This window comes from Nonomuraea sp. NPDC049649 (assembly GCF_040675175.1).
Classification (GTDB): Bacteria; Actinomycetota; Actinomycetes; order Streptosporangiales; family Streptosporangiaceae; genus Nonomuraea.
In genome coordinates, this window is the sequence record NZ_JBFAOH010000002.1 from 1 (window position 1) to 18,534 (window position 18,534).

6 protein-coding genes are annotated in these 18,534 nt (G+C 73.6%); 5 read left to right on the forward strand and 1 reads right to left on the reverse strand.

Features of this window, described 5'->3' with window-relative positions:
- Positions 1-89 precede the first annotated feature (89 nt).
- On the forward strand, positions 90-1,004 hold the full coding sequence (locus AB0J42_RS03240; RefSeq protein WP_364288227.1) for an ACP S-malonyltransferase: 915 nt from the start codon (positions 90-92) through the stop codon (positions 1,002-1,004).
- A 32-nt stretch (positions 1,005-1,036) separates the two neighbouring features.
- Here AB0J42_RS03240 and AB0J42_RS03245 read toward each other — a convergent pair whose 3' ends face one another.
- Complete coding sequence (locus tag AB0J42_RS03245) at positions 1,037-1,282, reverse strand: acyl carrier protein (RefSeq protein ID WP_364288230.1); 246 nt, start codon at positions 1,280-1,282, stop codon at positions 1,037-1,039.
- 56 nt (positions 1,283-1,338) lie between these two features.
- Between AB0J42_RS03245 and AB0J42_RS03250 the strand changes: the two genes are divergently transcribed.
- From AB0J42_RS03250 to AB0J42_RS03265, 4 genes are all read left to right on the forward strand, one after another.
- Complete coding sequence (locus AB0J42_RS03250) at positions 1,339-2,829, forward strand: AMP-binding protein (RefSeq protein ID WP_364288233.1); 1,491 nt, start codon at positions 1,339-1,341, stop codon at positions 2,827-2,829.
- 87 nt (positions 2,830-2,916) lie between these two features.
- Positions 2,917-4,425: an AMP-binding protein gene (locus AB0J42_RS03255; RefSeq protein ID WP_364288236.1), complete on the forward strand. Its 1,509-nt coding sequence runs from the start codon at positions 2,917-2,919 to the stop codon at positions 4,423-4,425.
- Positions 4,422-5,639: a type III PLP-dependent enzyme gene (locus AB0J42_RS03260; RefSeq protein ID WP_364288239.1), complete on the forward strand. Its 1,218-nt coding sequence runs from the start codon at positions 4,422-4,424 to the stop codon at positions 5,637-5,639. The genes AB0J42_RS03255 and AB0J42_RS03260 overlap by 4 nt, the downstream gene beginning before the upstream one ends.
- A gap of 34 nt (positions 5,640-5,673) precedes the next feature.
- Positions 5,674-18,447: an SDR family NAD(P)-dependent oxidoreductase gene (locus AB0J42_RS03265; RefSeq protein ID WP_364288242.1), complete on the forward strand. Its 12,774-nt coding sequence runs from the start codon at positions 5,674-5,676 to the stop codon at positions 18,445-18,447.
- The last annotated feature ends 87 nt before the right edge of the window (positions 18,448-18,534 follow it).

Sequence of the window (18,534 nt, forward strand, 5' to 3'; positions counted from 1 at the left end):
CCTCGGGGTCGAGCGAGCAGGGCGGTAACCCAGCGGCACCTCGGGTGCATCAGCAGCATCTCAGCTACCGACAAGAGGATGGTGCACCAGTGAGCGGCGTCGCCTTCGTCTTCCCCGGCATGGGTCCCGCCGGCACCGGGGAGGCGGTGGCCTTCATGCGCGGCGACCCCGTGGCGGGCGAGCTGGCCGGCCGCGCCTCCGACACGCTCGGCTACGACGTGGCCGAGCGGTTCGCCGAGGGGGACCACGACTACAGCGAGTCCGCGCAGGTGGTGTTCCTGGTGAACTGCCTGGCGCTCGCCTCCTGGGCCGAACGCGAGCTGGGCCTCACCCCCGACCTGTGCGTGGGACCCAGTTTCGGCGGGAAGCCCGCCGCCGCCTACGCGCAGGCGCTCGGCTTCGAGCAGGCGGTACGGATGACCGCCGGGATCGCCCGCCTGACCGAGGCGTACTTCGCCGAGGCCCATCCCGGCGTCGTCACGCACTCCTTCGTCCGCGTGCCCGGCCCCGCCCAGGCGGAGATCATGGCCGATCTGGATCGGCGCGGGGTGTGGCACGAGCTGTCGTGCCGCGTGGACCACGACTTCGTCATGCTGTCGCTGCCCGGCACCGAGCTGGAGTGGCTGGACGGGCAGATCCGCAAGGCGGGCGGCCTGTCGCTCTACACCATGCGCCCGCCCATGCACGCCGCGGCGTTCGCGCCGCTGCGGCGCAGGGTCGAGCGGGAGGTCCTGCCGGAGCTGGAGTTCGCCGACCCCAAGCTGCCGGTGCTGGACGACGCCGACGGCACCGCGCTCACCACCGGGGAACAGGTGCGCGGGCTGCTGCTCGACGCGTTCGTCCGGCCGCCGTCGTGGCCGAAGGCGGTCGAGGCGATGCGGCGGCGGGGCGTCGGGAGGATCTGTGTGACGGGCCAGGACAGCCTGTTCGGCCGGGTCCCCATCACCAGGCGGAACTTCGCCGTGGTCGCCGTCAACCCGCGGCTGGCGCTCAAGGGACGCTGACGCGGGCGGAGCCGCGAGGGCTCCGCCCGCGGTCAGTTCGCGGCGGACAGCGCCCGCCAGAGCGTGGCGGGCGTGCCGAACGTCTCCCTCGTCAGCGCCTCCGCCGCCAGGCGCACGCCGTAGGCCTGCTCCAGCGACGTCAGCAGCTCGACAATCGCCATCGAATCGAGGCCGGCGTCCGTCAGGTCGGTGTCGGCCCGCAGTTCTTCGCCTGGCGGAAGAAAGGGCAGGGCGCCGCGGACGAGTTCTTCGAATGTGTCGTCCCAGGGGGAGGTCATTATTCCCTCGCTTTCATCAGATCAGCTTTGTCCGACGGTATATGCGGAGCCGGGATATGTCCACGACGAAAATCACGGAATCTCTTTATTCGATATTCAGGAGAGGGCTGGCGAGGAATCCCGGCGGGCGCGCGTTCACGGTCGGCGGCGACAGCCTCACCTACGCCGAGCTGGACGCGGCGGCGCGGCGGCTGGCGGGCGGCCTGACGGGCAACACGGCGGGCAACACGGCGGGCCACACGGCGGTGGGCGTGCTGGCGCCCCGCGGCCGGACGGCCTACACGGGCATCCTGGCCGGGCTGTACGCGGGGCTGACGGTCGTGCCGCTCAACCCGGCCTTCCCGCCGGCCCGCAACCTGGCGATGGCGCGGGCGGCGGGCGTGTCCGTGCTCGTCGCCGACGGCCCCGCCGCCGAGCTGGGCATCCCCGCCGCCGGTGAAGGACCCGCGCTGGACGAGCCGGTCCCGGTCCGGGCCGGGGACGTCGCGTACGTGCTGTTCACCTCGGGCTCCACCGGCACGCCCAAGGGGGTGCCGATCACCCACGGCAACCTCGCCTCCTACTTCGCGTGGGCGGCGCGGCGCTTCGGCTTCACCCAGGACGACGTCTTCTCCCAGACCTTCGACCTGACCTTCGACTGCGCCATGTTCGACCTCTTCTGCGCCTGGGGCGCGGGCGCGCAGGTGCGGGACGTGCCCCCGCACGCCTACCGCGACCTGCCCGGATACCTCGCCGCCCACGGCGTGACCGTCTGGTTCTCCACGCCCAGCGCGATCGGCGCGGTCCGCCGGGCCGGCGGCCTGACCCCCGGCTCGATGCCCGGCCTGCGCTGGAGCCTGTTCGCGGGGGAGGCGCTGAAGTGCGCCGACGCCGAGGAGTGGCAGGCCGCCGCGCCCGCCGCCACGCTGGAGAACCTGTACGGCCCCACCGAGCTGACGATCACGATCACCGCCCACCGCTGGACCCCCGGCTCGCCCGGCCTCGGCGTCAACGGCCTGGCCCCCATCGGCGCCGTCAACGACGGCCACGACCACCTGCTCCTCGACGAGGACGGCCGGCCCGCCGCCGAGGAGGGCGAGCTGTGGATCACCGGCCCCCAGCTCACCCCCGGCTACCTCGACCCGAAGCACGACCACGGCCGGTTCGTGGAGCGCGACGGCCGCGTCTACTACAACACCGGCGACCGGGCGCGCCGGACCGGCGGCGGCGAGCTGGTCTACCTCGGCCGGGCCGACTCCCAGGTGCAGGTGCGCGGCTGGCGGGTGGAGACCGCCGAGATCGACCACGCCGTGCGCGGGCTGGACGGCGTCGAGGACGCGGTCACCATCGGCGCCGGCAACGGCGACACGACCGAGCTCGTGGTCTTCTACACCGGCGTTCAAAAGAGCCCCGCCGAATTCGCTCGCGGATTACGCGAGACGCTGCCCGACGGCATCGTCCCACGGCACTACCGGCATTTTCCCGAACTGCCGATGAATGGCAACCGGAAAACCGACCGGGCACGGCTGAGGGATCTCGCCGAAGCGGTGCTAAGGGGCGAGGCATAAGCCTTTAGGGGGCCGTTAGGGGTGTGGCCCGCCGAGAGGCCGCAGTTACTTTCTCCGTTGGATTCGTACACACCTGGAGGAGCGAACATGGCCGCGACGCCGTCCCTCCGCACGGGCCTCGTCCACGGGCTCCTGGACGAGGCCGCCACCCGTCACCCGCAGGGCCGGGCGGTGCGCGACGCCCGCGGCTCCTGGACGTACCAGCAGGTCGCCGACCTGAGCAACGCCGTCGCCGGCTGGCTGGCGGCCGAAGGCGTGCGGCCGGGCGACCGCGTGCTGCTGCGGACCCGCAACCGGCGCGAGCTCGTCCCCGTGCTGCACGGCATCTGGCGGCTCGGCGCCGCCGCGGTGCCGATCAACCCCGGCATGAAGCCCTTCCACCTGCGCTCGGTCCTGGCCGACGCCGAACCGGCCCTGATGATCACCGACGGCGGCGGAGCACCGGAGGGGAGCGGCGTCCCCGGGCTCGTGCTCGACGAGGTCTGGCCGGACATCGAGATCCTGGCCGGGATGGCCGCCGTGCCCGACCCGGTCCAGGTCCGGCCCGACGACGTCGCGCTGCTCATCTACACCTCCGGCAGCACGGCCGCCCCCAAAGGAGTGGTGTGCCCGCACGGGCGGGTGTCCTTCGCCGCCTCCGCGATCAACGCGGTGCTCGGCTACCGCGCCGACGACGTCGTCTACTGCAGGCTGCCGCTCTCCTTCGACTACGGCCTCTACCAGATCCTGCTGGCCACGCTCGGCGGCGCCGAACTCGTCCTCGACACCGACGAGGCCGACCTCGGCCTGCTCAAGGCCATCGAGGCGTGCGGCGCGACCGTGGTGCCCATCGTGCCCTCGCTCGGCGCGATGATCTCCTCGCTCGCCGGGCGCGGCGGGCACGACCCGGGCCGCGTGCGGATGTTCACCAACACCGGCGCCGCGCTGCCCGAGACCACCATCCGCGCCCTGCGGGACGGCTTCCCCGGCGCCGCCGTGGTGCGCATGTACGGCATCACCGAGTGCAAACGCGTCACCATCATGCCGCCGGAGCTGGGCGACGAGCGGCCGGGCGCGTCCGGGCGGGCGCTGCCCGGCACCACCGTCCTCATCCTCGGCGAGGACGGCCGGCCCGTGCCGCCCGGCGTCACCGGCGAGATCGTCGTCGCCGGGCCGAACGTCATGGCCGGCTACTGGCGGGCGCCCGAGCTCACCGCCAAGGTCTACCGCCCCGACCCGGAGACCGGTGAGCCCCGCCTGCACACCGGCGACTACGGCCACCTCGACGAGGACGGCTTCCTGTACTTCGAGGGCCGCCGCGACGACATGTTCAAGCGCCGCGGCACCCGGATGAGCACCGTCGAGATCGAGGCCGCCGCCCTGGACGTGCCCGGCGTGCGCGCCGCCGCGGCCCTGCCGCCCGGCGACGGCCACGACCTGGTGATCTTCGTCGAGGGCGAGCTGGAACCGCAGGAGGTGCTGCGGGGCATCCGCGAACGCCTCGAACCCGCCAAGACCCCCGCCGCCTGCCACGTCCTGCCCGCCTTCCCGCTGACGCTCAACGGCAAGAACGAGCGCGCCCGGCTGGCCCTGCTGCTGGAGGAGACCCTCGGATGAGCATCAGCTACGACGACCTCACCTCCCGCTTCGGGAGTCCCCTGTACGTGTACGACCTGGACAAGGTCGCCGCCGCCCACGACGACCTCAAGGCGGCCCTGCCCGACGGGGTCACCCGCTACTTCTCCCTCAAGGCCAACCCGCATCCGGAGATCGGCCGTACCCTCCGCGAGCGCGGCGCGCGCGCCGAGATCAGCTCGACCGGCGAGCTGGACGCGGCGTTCGCGGCCGGGTTCGACGCCGCCGAGATCCTCTACACCGGGCCCGGCAAGACCCCCGACGAGCTGGCCGTCGCCCTCGACGCCGGGGTCCGCACGTTCTCCGTGGAGTCGCTGTCGGACCTGCGCCACGTCGGTGACGCCGCCACCGTGCGCGGCGTCGTCGCCGACTGCCTGATCCGCGTCAACAGCGCCGAGTCCGGCGGCACCACCAGCATCCGGATGACGGGCACGCCCTCCCAGTTCGGCATCGACAGCGAGACGCTGCCCGCGCTCATGCCCGAGCTGAGCGCCGTGCCCGGCACCCGGCTGGCCGGAGTGCACCTGTTCTCGCTGAGCAACGCCAAGGACGAGGGCAGCCTCATCGCCGAGTTCCGGCACACCGCCGCCACCGCCGCCCGGCTGCGCGAGGAGACCGGGATGCCGATCGGCCTGCTGGACCTCGGCGGCGGGTTCGCGGCGCCCTACCTGTCCCACGGCGAGCGCACCTTCTACGCGGGCCTGCGGGCCGCGCTGGAGGAGGTGCTCGACGGGTACTTCCCCGGCTGGCGCGACGGGACGCCGCGGGTGGCCGTCGAGTCCGGCCGCTACCTGGTCGGCGACTGCGGCGAGCTGGTGTGCACGGTGGTGAACGTCAAGGAGAGCCGCGGCCGGCGGTTCGTCATCCTCGACGCCGGCATCAACGTGCTCGGCGGCATGTCCGGACTGGGCCGCCTGCTGCCCATCACCGTCGGCGTCGACGCCGCCCCCGGCGAGCCCACCGAGCCCGCCACGCTGGTCGGCCCCCTCTGCACCCCCGGCGACATCCTCGGCAGGAACGTCGACGTCCCCCGCCTGAACCCCGGCGACGTGGTGACGATCCCGAACGCCGGCGCGTACGGCATGACCGCCAGCCTCGTGATGTTCCTCGGCCGGCCCGCCCCGGCCGAGGTCGTCGTGCACGGCGGCGAGGTCGTGTCCATCTCCCGCGTCGAGTTCCACCGCAAGTACGAGTGACCTCGAACCAGATCTCAACTGACGGAGTACGGAATTGAGCGAGCAGCGCAGCTTCCTGGTCAAGCTGGTACGAGACGTCACCGCCGAGATCCTGCGGGCGATGCTCCCGGATCCGCCCGGCACCGTGGACCCCGGGCGCGGATTCCGGGAACTGGGCCTGGACTCGCTCGGCGCGGTGGAGTTACACGACCGGCTCGCCGAGGCCGTCGGGGCCGACCTGCCCATGACGCTCGCGTTCGACCACCCCACGCCGGAGGCCGTCGCCGACTACCTGCACACCCTGCTGCACGGGGATGGTGAGGACCGCGACGTGGTCAGGGCCGCCGCCGGCTCGGACGAACCCATCGCGATCATCGGCATCGGCTGCCGCTACCCGGGCGGCGTCACCACCCCCGACGAGCTGTGGCGGCTGGTGGCCGAGGGCCGCGAGACCGTCAGCGGCTTCCCCGAGAACCGCGGATGGGACCTGGAGCGGCTGTTCGACGACAACCCCGAGACGCCCAACACCTCCTATCTGCGCCGGGCGCACTTCCTGCACGACGCCGACGCCTTCGACCCCGGCTTCTTCGGCATCAACCCGCGCGAAGCCCTCGCCATGGACCCGCAGCAGCGGCTCGTCCTGGAGACCGCGTGGGAGGCGCTCGAACACGCCGGCATCGACCCGGCGACGCTCAAGGGCAGCCAGACCGGCGTGTTCATCGGCGCCGAACCCCAGGACTACGGGCCCCGCCTGGACAAGGCGCCCGCCGACGTCGAGGGCTACCTCGTCACCGGCAACGCCACCAGCGTCGTCTCCGGCCGCGTCGCCTACACCTTCGGCCTGGAAGGCCCCACCTTCACCGTCGACACCGCCTGCTCGGCCTCCCTCGTCGCCCTCCACCTGGCCTGCCAGGCGCTGCGCAACGGCGAGACCGACCTCGCGCTGACCGGCGGCGTCACCGTCATGTCCACGCCCGGCACGTTCACCGCGTTCAGCAGGCAGCGGGTGATGTCCCGCGACGGCCGATGCAAGGCGTTCTCCGCCTCCGCCGACGGGGCCGCCTTCTCCGAGGGCGTCGGCATCCTCGCCGTCGAACGCCTCTCCGACGCGCTGCGCCGCGGCCACCCCGTGCTCGCCGTCATCCGCGGCTCGGCCGTCAACCAGGACGGGGCCAGCAGCGGCCTCACCGCCCCCAGCGGGCCCTCCCAGGAACGCGTGATCCGCCAGGCCCTCGCCAACGCCGCTCTCACCCCGGACCAGGTGGACGTGGTGGAGGCGCACGGCACCGGCACCAAACTCGGCGACCCGATCGAGGCCCACGCCCTCCTCGCCACCTACGGCCGCGACCGCGACGGGCGGGGGCCGCTCCGGCTCGGCTCCATCAAGTCCAACATCGGCCACACCCAGGCCGCGGCGGGCGCCGCCGGGGTCATCAAGATGGTCATGGCCATGCGTCACTCCCTGCTGCCCCGCACCCTCCACGTCGACGAACCCTCCCCGTATGTGGACTGGTCGTCCGGCAGCGTCGAACTGCTCCTGGATGACACCCCGTGGCCCTCCGCCGGCACCCCTCGGCGCGCCGGCGTCTCCTCCTTCGGCGTCTCCGGCACCAACGCGCACGTCATCATCGAAGAGCCCCCGGCTCCGGCCATTTCGGGAGAAGGCCCCAAGCAGGTTCCGGCCCATGCCACGGTTGCGGATGATGTCGGGTCGGACACCGCCGTTGCGGATGAGTCCGGAAATGTCGGGCAGGTGCCGGCGGCTTCCGCAGGTCCCGAGCAGGTGGTGTTCGCCGGAGGCGACGGGGCGGCTCTGCCCTTCGCCGTGTCGGGCAGGAGCGAGGCGGCGCTGCGGGCGCAGGCGGCGAGGCTGGCGGAGCACCTGGCCGGGCATCCCGAGGTGCCGCTCGCCGATGTGGCGCGTTCTCTGCTCACGACCCGTACTCCGTGGGAGCACCGCGCCGTCGTCGTCGCCGAGGACGCGGACGAGCTGAAGGCCGCACTGAGGGCGCTGGCCGAAGGGGAGGCCGCGCCGAACCTCGTCCAAGGCACCGCCCACAGCAGCGCCGAGGCCGTGTTCGTCTTCCCCGGCCAGGGCTCCCAGTGGCCCGGGATGGCCGCCGAGCTGCTGGACGCCAGCCCCGTGTTCGCCGCCCGCATGGCCGAGGTCGCCGCCGAGATCGAGAAGCACGTCGACTGGAACGTCCACGAGGCCCTGCACGACCCCGCCGCGCTGGACCGGCTGGAGGTCGTGCAGCCGGTGCTGTTCGCGGTGATGGTGTCGCTGGCCGCGCTCTGGGAGTCCGTGGGGGTGCGGCCGTCCGCCGTCGTGGGTCACTCCCAGGGTGAGGTGGCCGCCGCCTACGTGGCGGGCGGCCTCTCACTGGAGGACGCCGTACGAGTGATCGTCCTGCGCAGCCGCCTGTTCGCCGAGACGCTCGTCGGCAAGGGCGCCATCGCCGCCATCGCGCTGCCCGCGCAGGACCTGGAGCGACGCCTGACCGCCTGGGACGGCCGCCTGTCGGTGGGCGCCAGGAACGGCCCCTCCCACTCCACCGTCGTCGGCGACGAGGAGGCGCTGGCCGAACTGGTCGCCCAGTGCGAGGCGGAGGGCATCCGGGCCCGGCACCTGGCCAGCACCGTCGCCTCCCACAGCGACCAGGTGGACCCGCTGCGCGCACGCATGCTCGACCTGCTGGCTCCCATCCGCCCGCGCACCGGCCACACGCCCTTCTACTCCACCGTCACCGGCGACGAGGTGGACACCGCCGACCTCGATCCCGAGTACTGGTTCCGCAACGCCCGCAGTCCCGTCGCGTTCCACGACGTCGTCACCGCGCTGCTGCGGGACGGGCGCGGCGCGTTCATCGAGTGCAGCGCCCACCCGGTGCTGGTGATGAGCGTCCGCGACACGATCGAGGCGGCCGAGTCGGACGCCTGCGCCACCGGCACGCTCCGCCGCGACGAGGGCGGACCCCGCCGGTTCCTCACCTCGGCGGCCGAGGCCTACGCCGGCGGCGCGCCCGTCGACCTGGCCGCCGCCGTCACCGGCGGGTCGCCGTACCGGGTCGAACTGCCCACGTACGCGTTCCAGCGGCGCCGCTTCTGGCTGGACGCCTCGACCGGCGGAGGGGACGTGACCAACGCCGGGCTGTCGGTGGCGGGCCACCCGCTGCTGGGGGCGGCGGTGGTGCTCGCCGAGTCCGGCGGGATCGTGCTGACCGGGCGGCTGTCCACGCGGACGCAGTCGTGGCTGGCCGACCACGCCGCCGAGGGCACGGTGCTGCTGCCGGGCACGGCCTTCGTCGAGCTGGCCATCGCGGCCGGCGACCACGTGGGCTGCGGGCAGCTCGCCGAGCTGACCCTGGAGTCCCCGCTGGCGCTGCCCGAGCGCGGCTCCGTACAGCTGCAGATCGCCGTCGGCCCGGACGAGGACGGCGGCCGGCGGGTCAGCGTGCACTCCCGGATCGGCGACGGCCCCTGGACGCGGCACGCGGCCGGGCTGCTCACCCCGCACGAGGACCCGGCCGACATCGACCTCACCGCCTGGCCGCCGCCCGGGGCCGCCCCCGCTTCGGTGGACGGCCTGTACGGACGACTCGCCGAGGCGGGTTACGGGTACGGCCCGATGTTCCAGGGGCTGAAGGCGGCCTGGATCCGGGACGACGAGGTCTTCGCCGAGATCGCACTCCCCGAAGGCGCCGGCGCCGACCGCTACGGCCTGCACCCCGCCCTGCTGGACGCCGCCCTGCACGCCGAGGCCCTGCTGGGCGGGGAGGAACAGGGCGTCCGCCTGCCCTTCGCCTGGACGGGCGTCACCCTGCACGCGTCCGGCGCGGCCACGGCCCGCGTCCGGCTGCGCCGCTCGGGCCGCGACACCGTGTCGCTGGTCCTGGCCGACGCCGCCGGAGCCCCGCTGGCCACGGTCGGTTCCCTGGTCTCGCGCCCCGTCTCGGCGGCCGGGCTCGCGCCTGCCCGGCACGACTCCCTGTACCGGGTCGAGTGGACGGCCCTCCCGGACCTCCCCGCCCCCGCAGGACGCCCCGCCGTAGCCCTCGGGACCGGCGCCGACGCCCTCGTCCGCCACGGCCTGGCCACCGCCGCCTACCCCGGCCTGTCAGAGCTGACCGCCGTCGACCCGCTGCCGGGCACGGTGTTCGCCACGCTGCCGAGAGAGTCCGGCCTGACCGCCCTCAGCCTGCTGCCCGGCACGGTGCCGGGAGAGTCCGCCGCCCACCCCGGCCTGTCTGACCTCGGCCCGCAGTCGGGAGAGTCCGCCGCCCGGCTCGGTGAGACCGCCGAGCAGGCGCTCGCGCTCGTGCAGGCGTGGCTGGCCGAGGAGCGGCTCGCCGACACCAAGCTGGTGATCGTCACCGTGGGAGCGGCGCCCGCGGGGACGGACGGCGACGTCACGGACCTGGCCGCCGCACCCGTATGGGGCCTGATCAGGTCCGCCCAGTCCGAGCATCCCGGCCGGTTCGCGCTGCTCGACCTGGACCCGTCCGGCTGTGCCGTGCCCGCCGGCGCGGTGCTCGCGGCGCTGGCCGACGGCGAACCGCAGCTCGCCGTACGCCCCTCACCCGACCCCGCCGCCAGGACGGGCGTCCTGCTCGCCCCCAGGCTCGCGCGCGCCGCCACCACCCCCACCCTCGTGCCCCCGGCCGGCGTCGCGGAGTGGCGTCTGGACGCCCCCGCCAAGGGCAGCCTGTCCGCCCTGTCGCTGGTCCCGGCTCCCAGCCGCCCGTTGGAGGAGGGGGAGGTACGGGTCGCGGTCCGGGCCGCCGGGCTCAACTTCCGCGATCTGGTGGTCGTGCTCGGCATGGTCCCGGAGAACGACGAGCCGATCGGCGGCGAGATCGCGGGCGTGGTCACCGAGGTGGGCCCCGGAGTGTCCGGGCTGGCCGTGGGTGACCGGGTGATGGGCCTGATGGACGGGGCGTTCGGACCTACCGGAGTCACCGACCGGCGCCTTCTCGCCCCGATGCCCGAGGGCTGGACGTTCGCGGAGGCGGCGGCGGTCCCGGTGGCGTTCCTGACCGCGTACTACGGCCTGGTGGACCTGGCCGGGCTCCAGCCGGGGGAGAAGGTCCTCATCCACGCCGCTGCGGGCGGCGTGGGGATGGCGGCGGTGCAGATCGCCCGTCATCTGGGCGCGGAGGTGTACGGGACCGCCAGCGAGAGCAAGTGGCCCGCGACCGGCCTGGACCAAGAACATCTGGCCAGTTCCCGCACGCTCGGCTTCGCGGACAAGTTCCCGCAGATGGACGTCGTCCTCAACAGCCTGGCCGGAGAGTTCACCGACGCCTCGCTCGGCCTGCTCAAGCCCGGCGGACGGTTCCTGGAGCTCGGCAAGACCGACATCAGGACCGACAGCGGCGTCGACTACCTGCTCTACTCCCTCATGGAGGCCGGGCACGACAGGCTCGGCACCATGCTCGGCGAGGTGCTGGAGCTGTTCCGCCAGGGAGCGTTCGAGCGGCTGCCCGTACGAACGTGGGACGTACGCCGGGCGCCGGAAGCGTTCCGGCTCATGCAACGAGCCGGGCACGTGGGCAAGCTCGTCCTGTCCATCCCCCCCGTACTCAACCCGGACCGCGCGGTACTGATCACGGGCGGGACGGGCACGCTCGGCGGGCTGGTGGCCCGCCACCTCGTCCAGTCCCACGGCGCACGCCGACTGCTGCTGCTCAGCCGACGAGGCGAGGCAGCGCCGGGCGCGGCCGAACTCCGGGCAGAGCTGGAGGAACTGGGAGCACAGGTGGAGATCGCCGCCTGCGACGCAGCCGACCGTGACGCCCTGGCACAGGTTCTGCAGGGACGGTCGCTGACGGCCGTGGTCCACTGCGCAGGTGCGCTGGACGACGGCATCGTGGAGTCGCTGACCGCCGAGCGGCTGGAGCAGGTGCTGGCACCCAAGGCGGTCGCGGCCTGGAACCTGCACGAGCTGGCCGGCGACGTCGACGCCTTCATCCTGTACTCCTCGGCGGCGGGCGTCTTCGGCGACGCCGGGCAGGGCAATTACGCGGCGGCCAACGTGTTCCTCGACGCCCTCGCCGCCCACCGCAGAGCGCGCGGCCTGCCCGCCCAGTCGCTCGCCTGGGGCTTCTGGGAGCAGCGCAGCGGCATGAGCGCCCACCTCGGCGACGCCGACGTGGCCCGCATGGAACGCGCGGGCGCCCGCGGCCTGTCCTCCGAGGAAGGACTCGCGCTGCTGGACGCCGCGCTGAGCATCGACGAGCCGCTGCTCGTCCCCATCCATCTGGACCCGCGGCGCGTCACCGGCGCGCCCCGGCTCCTCGACAACCTGGTACGCAAGCCTGCCCGGCGCGGCGCCGCGGCGGGCCCGGCGGCGGGCGGCGCCGCGGGCGCACTGGAGCGGCAGCTCGTCGGCCTGCCCGAGGCGGAGCGCGACGAGCTGCTGCTCCGGCTCGTCAAGGCCCAGGTCGCGACCGTGCTCGGCCACGCCGATGCGGACTCCGTGTCGGCGCAGCGGGTGTTCACCGACATCGGGTTCGACTCGCTGACCGCCATCGAACTGCGCAACAACCTGAACGCGGCCACCGGGCTGCGGCTGCCCTCCACCCTCGTCTTCGACCACCCGACACCCGTCGCGCTCGCGGCCCATCTCAAGGAACGCCTGCTCGGCAGCGCTCCGGCCACCGCACCGGCGACTCCGGCGGCGGCCACGGCGGAGCACGACGAGCCGATCGCGATCGTCGGCATGGCCTGCCGGCTCCCCGGCGGCGCGAACTCGCCCGAGGCGCTGTGGAACCTGCTCATGGAGGAGCGCGAGGGCCTGTCGCCCTTCCCCGAGGACCGGGGCTGGGATCTGGAGAGCCTGTTCGACCCCGACCCGGACAAGCACGGCACCAGCTACGTCCGGCAGGCCGGATGGCTCCACGAGGCGGGGGACTTCGACGCCGAGTTCTTCGGCATGAGCCCCCGCGAGGCGCTGGCGACGGATCCGCAGCAGCGGCTCGTCCTCGAAGTGGCGTGGGAGGCGCTGGAGCGGGCCGGTCTCGCCCCGTCCGCGCTCAAGGGCACCGACACCGGCGTCTTCGTGGGTGCCACGGCCACCGGCTACGCGACCGGCCCCGGCCCGCTGCCCGAGGGCGTGGAGGGCTACCTGATCACCGGCACGTCCATCTCGGTCATGTCGGGCCGGGTCTCCTACCTCCTCGGCCTTCAGGGCCCCGCGGTGACGGTGGACACGGCGTGCTCGTCGTCGCTGGTGGCCTTGCACCTGGCGTGTGAGGCGCTGCGGCGCGGCGAGTGCTCGATGGCCCTGGCGGGCGGGGTGACCGTGTTGTCCACGCCCGAGGTGTTCGTCGAGTTCTCACGGCAGCGCGGGCTGGCCCCGGACGGCCGGATCAAGGCGTTCGCCGAGGCCGCGGACGGGACGGTCTTCTCCGAAGGCGCCGGAATGGTGCTGCTGGAGCCGCTGTCACGAGCCCGGGAACTCGGCCATCCGGTCCTGGCGGTCGTCCGCGGCTCGGCGGTGAACCAGGACGGCGCCTCCAACGGCCTGACCGCCCCGTCCGGCACCGCCCAGCGGCGGGTCCTCAGCCGGGCGCTGGAGCTGGCCCGCCTCACGCCTTCCGACGTGGACGTGGTCGAGGGCCACGGCACCGGCACGGTGCTGGGCGACCCGATCGAGGTGCAGGCCCTGCTCGAGGTGTACGGGCAGGGACGGGAGGTGCCGCTCTGGCTGGGTTCGGTGAAGTCGAACTTCGGTCACACCCAGGCCGCCGCCGGCGTGGCGGGTGTCATCAAGATGGTGCTGGCCCTGGAGCACGGCGTCGTCCCCGCCACTCTGCACGTGGACGAGCCGACCTCGCACGCCGACTGGTCCCGGGGCGACGTGCGCCTCGCGGGCCACGCGGTGGACTGGCCGGAGCTGGGCCGCCCCCGCCGGGGCGGGGTCTCGTCCTTCGGCATCAGCGGTACGAACGCGCACGTCATCCTGGAGCAGGCACCCGAGAACGCTCCCTCCGACACGCCTGGGAACGTGGAGCATGACTGGCCCGTGCCGGTGGTGCTGTCCGCGCGGAGCGAGGCCGGGCTCACGGCCGTCGCCGAGCAAGTGAAGGCGACACTGCCCGGCACACCGCTCGTGGACGTCGCGTACTCACTCGCGGCCAGCCGCGCGGACCTGGAACGCCGTGCGGTAGTCGTGGCCGCCGACCGGGACGAACTGGTCTCCGCTCCGCTGATCACCGATGCGGTGGCGGAGGGCAAGACCGCCTGGCTGTTCCCCGGCCAGGGCAGCCAGCGCCTCGGCATGGGGCGCGAACTCGCCCAGACGTTCCCGGTGTTCGCCCAGGCAATGGAAGAGGCCCTGGCCGGGTTCGGCGACGACGAAATCGGCGAGGTCATCTGGTCCGACCCCGAGCGCGTCGATCAGACCCAGTTCACCCAGTGCGGGCTCTTCGCGATCGAGGTGGCCACTGCCCGGCTCCTGCAATCGTGGGGCATGCAGCCCGACATCCTCCTGGGCCATTCCATCGGAGAACTGGCCGCAGCGCACGTGGCCGGGGTGCTGTCCCTCACCGACGCCTGCAAGCTGGTGGCGGCGCGAGGCCGGTTGATGCAGCGACTCCCGTCCGGCGGGGCGATGGTCCAAGTCTCCGCCGGCCTGGAGACCGTCAAACCGCTGCTGAGCGACGAGGTGGAAATCGCCGCGGTGAACGGCCCAGCGGCGCTGGTGCTGTCCGGCCCGCAACAAGCCGTCCTCGCCGCAGCCGACCAGCTCACCGCCCAAGGAGTACGCTGCCGCCCCCTCACCGTCAGCCACGCCTTCCACTCGGCGCTGATGGAGCCGATGCTGGACGAGTTCCGCGCAGTCGCGCGTACCCTCACCTTCCACCCGCCGCAGATCCCCGTGATCTCCAACCTGGACGGCACCCCGGCAGGGGAGCGGCTGACCGACCCCGAGTACTGGGTCGCCCACGTACGCCAGAGCGTCCGCTTCTCGGAAGGAGTAGCAGCACTGGCCGAAGCAGGAGTGGTGACCTGCCTGGAAGTGGGCCCGGGCCGGGCACTGTCCGGGCTCGGCCCCCAGACCACCGGCGACACCATCACCTACATCCCGACCTCCGGCCGCCGAGAAGACTCCGAGGCAAGAGCACTGGTGACAGCGGTAGGCCGTGCCTACGCCCGCGGCACCGACGTCGACTGGGACGCCTTCTACGCCCCTCTCCAGCCGCGCCGCGTCGACCTGCCCACCTACCCGTTCCAGCGCCGCCGCTACTGGCTCACCCTCAAGCCCGCCGGCACCGGTGACGCGACCGGGTTCGGCCAGCTGGCCGGTGGTCACCCGCTGGCCGGGGCACTGGTCCCGGTCCCAGGCGAAGAGCTGGTCCTGACCGGCCAGGTGTCGCTGAAGACCCACCCCTGGCTGGCCGACCACACCATCCTGGGCACCGCCCTGCTCCCCGGCACCGCCTGGGTCGACCTGGCCCTGCACGCCGGAGCCCAAGCAGGCTGCCCCACACTGCGGGAACTGACCCTGCACGCCCCACTCCCGCTCACCCACGACCCCGTCGCCCTGCACGTCACCGTCGAGGCACCGCACGAGGACGGCGACCGGGCCCTGACCATCCACTCCCGCACCGCCGACGGAGCCTGGACCCAGCACGCCAGCGGCACCCTCACACCGCAGACCACCCCTGCCAGAGGGCTCGACGCGTGGCCACCCCAGGGAGCCACCCCGGCAGACCTGGACGGTTTCTACGACCGTCTGGCCGAACAGGGCGTCACCTACGGCCCCCTCTTCCAGGGCATGACCGCCGCCTGGACCGCCCCCGACGGCACCGTCTACGCCGAGGTGGCCCTGCCCGAACGCGACGAAACCGGCTTCGGCATCCACCCGGCACTACTGGACGCCGCGCTGCACGGCACCGAGCTGACAGGCACCGGCACAGGCCAGGTGGAGCTGCCGTTCGCCTGGACCGGCGTCACCCTGCACGCCACCGGCGCCACCAGAGCCCGGGTCCGCCTCACCACCGCGGACGGGGTGACGAGCGTGCTCCTGGCCGACAGCACCGGCGCACCCCTGGCCGAGGTGGGCGGGCTGACCATGCGCCCCGTCTCCGACGCCCCCATGACGGCGCCTCCCGCCGCTTCCCGCGACGGCCTCTACCAGGTCACCTGGACCGCGACCCCACACCCCGCAGCGCCTTCGGGCGCGGCCGCGGTGGCCGGCTGGTTGCGGGAGGCGCTCACCGCCGCCGGAGTCACGGTGACGGACGACCCGGACCAGCGGACGCTCATGTACGGCGCGCCGCCGCACACCTGGTCGGCGGGTGACACACCGTCCGCCCTCCACGCCGTCCTGGACACCCTCAGGACCTGGCTGTCCGACGAGCGCTCGGCCACCACCCGCCTGGCCGTGGTCACGAGACGCGCCGTCGCCGCCCGTACCGAAGACCCGGCCCCCGAGCCGGAGCAGGCGGCGATCACCGGCCTCGTACGGGCCGCCCAGGCGGAGAACCCGGGCCGCATTCTGCTCGTCGACGTGGACGGCACCGACGCCTCCTACCGGGCGCTCCCCGCCGTCGTCCACGGAGAAGAGCCCGAGCTGGCGCTGCGCGACGGCGCGGCGCTGGCCCCGAGGCTGGCCAAGGCGGACCCGCCGCCCCTCGCGGCGGACGGCCCCTGGCGGGTGGACGTCCGCGAGAAGGGCACCATCGAGCAGCTGACCGCCGCCCCGATCGCGGACCGGCCGCTCGGCGAGGGCGAGGTCCGGGTGGCGATGCGCGCCTGCGGCCTGAACTTCCGCGACGTGCTGATCGCCCTCGGCATGTATCCGGGCGACGCGGAGCTGGGCAGCGAGGGCGCCGGCGTGGTCACCGAGGTCGGTCCCGGGGTGACCGGGCTGAGTGTGGGCGACCGGGTGATGGGCCTGTTCGACCGCGCGCTCGGCACGCACGCGGTCGCCGACCGGCGGCACCTCGTCCCGATCCCGGAGGACTGGTCGTTCGCCACGGCGGCGGCCGTCCCCGCGGTCTTCGCCACGGCCTGGTACGGCCTGGTGGACCTGGCCGCGCTCCAGCCGGGGGAGAAGGTCCTCATCCACGCCGCGGCAGGCGGCGTCGGCATGGCCGCGGTGCAGATCGCCCGTCATCTGGGCGCGGAGGTGTACGGAACCGCAAGCGAGAGCAAGTGGCCCGCCACTGGCCTGGACCACGACCACCTGGCCAGCTCCCGCACGCTCGACTTCGTGGACAAGTTCCCGCAGATGGACGTCGTCCTCAACAGCCTCGCAGGAGAGTTCACCGACGCCTCTCTCAACCTCCTCAAGCCAGGCGGGCGCTTCATCGAAATGGGCAAGACCGACCTGCGCACCGGCACCCCCGGCTACACCCCCTTCGACCTGGACGAGGCCGGACCCGACAGGACCGCCGAGATCCTCGGCACCCTGCTCGGCCTCTTCCGGTCTGGCGAGCTAACCCCCCTGCCCGTCCGCGCCTGGGACCTGCGCCGCGCCCCCGAGGCGTTCCGGCACATGCAGCAGGCCCGGCACATCGGCAAGGTCGTCCTCACCGTCCCGGCCCCGCTCGACCCCGACGGCACCGTACTGATCACCGGCGGCACCGGCGGCCTCGGCAGCGCCGTCGCCAGACACCTCGTGACCAGGCACGGCGCCCGCAACCTGCTGCTGGTCAGCAGACGAGGCGAGGCGGCGCCGGGCGCGGCCGAGCTCCGGGCGGAGCTGGAGGAGCTGGGCGCGCAGGTGGACATCGCCGCCGCCGACGCGGGCGGCGACAAGGGACTGGCGGAGGTCGTCGCGGGCCGCAGGCTCACCGCCGTGGTGCACACGGCGGGCGTCGTGGACGACGGCGTGATCGGCGCGCTCACCCCCGACCGGCTGGACGCGGTGTGGCGGCCCAAGGCGAAGGCCGCCGCGCACCTGCACGAGCTGGCCCGCGACCACGATCTGGCGGCGTTCATGCTGTTCTCCTCCTGCGCGGGCACGTTCGACGGCGCGGGGCAGGCCAACTACGCCGCCGCCAACGCCTACCTCGACGCCCTGGCCGCGCACCGCACGGCCGCCGGGACGCCCGCCACCTCGATCGCCTGGGGCATGTGGGCGCCCGAGAGCGGCGGCATGACCGCCCAGCTCGGCGAGGCCGACCTGCGCCGGGTGCGCCGCGACGGGCTGCGTCCCATGACCACGGAGCAGGGACTGGCGCTGCTGGACGGCGCGCTCGGCCTCGCCGCCCCGGCGGTCGTCGCCGCGCCGCTCGACCTGGCGGCCGTGCGCGACCGGCAGGACGGGCCGCCCGCCATGCTGCGCGGCCTCGCCGCCGGCGGGGCCCGCAGGACGGCCGACGACGCGGGCCAGCCCGCCGAGTCGCTCGCCGACCGCCTGCGCGCGCTGCCTCGTACGGCGGGGTCGCGGATGCTGCTCGACCTCGTCCGCACGCACACGGCGAGCGTGCTGGGCCATGCGGGCGCGGAGGAGATCGATCCCCGGCGCGGGTTCACCGACCTGGGGTTCGACTCGCTCACCGCGGTCGAGCTGCGCAACCGGCTCGGCACGGTGTCCGGCGTCCGGCTGCCCGCCACGCTCGTCTTCGACTACCCCACCCCGGAGGCCGTCGCCGCGTACCTCAGAACCGAGCTGGTCGGCGAGGAGCCGCCCCTTGAGGCCGAGCTGGCCGAGCTCGAACGGGCCATGGCCGGAGCGGAGCCCTCGCCCGCCGACCGCGCCCGGATCGCCGCGAAGCTGCGCGACCTCGCCGCCGCCTGGGCGGGAACGGGCGGCGACGACCTGTCCGAAGCCGGCGCCGACGAGCTGTTCAGCATTATCGACGGATCCCTATAACTCAAGTAATGCCTCGTAGTCATTACTACGGAGGATATGCAGATGGTCCTGCGGTTCGATTGCGGACGGAGCGTCACAACATACGAT